Origin of the sequence: Rahnella ecdela, from assembly GCF_019049625.1 — a bacterium.
Taxonomy (GTDB): domain Bacteria; phylum Pseudomonadota; class Gammaproteobacteria; order Enterobacterales; family Enterobacteriaceae; genus Rahnella; species Rahnella ecdela.
Genome location: NZ_JAFMOY010000017.1, coordinates 1 through 255 on the forward strand (window position 1 = coordinate 1; position 255 = coordinate 255).

Consider the following 255-nt stretch of genomic DNA (forward strand, 5'->3'; position numbering starts at 1 on the left):
CAATCACAAGGCTGATAAGCACAATGCTGTCGTGCTCTGCTGTACCAGTGATTTTCAGCAGTTTGTCATCGGTTTTGCCGCCATTAGCAACAGAACCCTGATTTACACCCTGGTCGTCATACACAGCATTGATAACCGGCGCAACAGGCGGGGTGGTGTCATGATGAGTCACTGCCACTATATCGTGAAGATCCGGGACATCAGGGCCGGCCAGCATGGCACTTTGCAGAGAGGAAACATGAGATTGGTTACCCC

The 255-nt window shown here is 51.4% G+C and carries 1 protein-coding gene; it reads right to left on the reverse strand.

The features are described from left to right. Positions 1-255, reverse strand: a 255-nt coding sequence (locus tag J1784_RS00080) for a hypothetical protein (RefSeq protein WP_217147565.1), incomplete at both ends; no start/stop codon positions are given.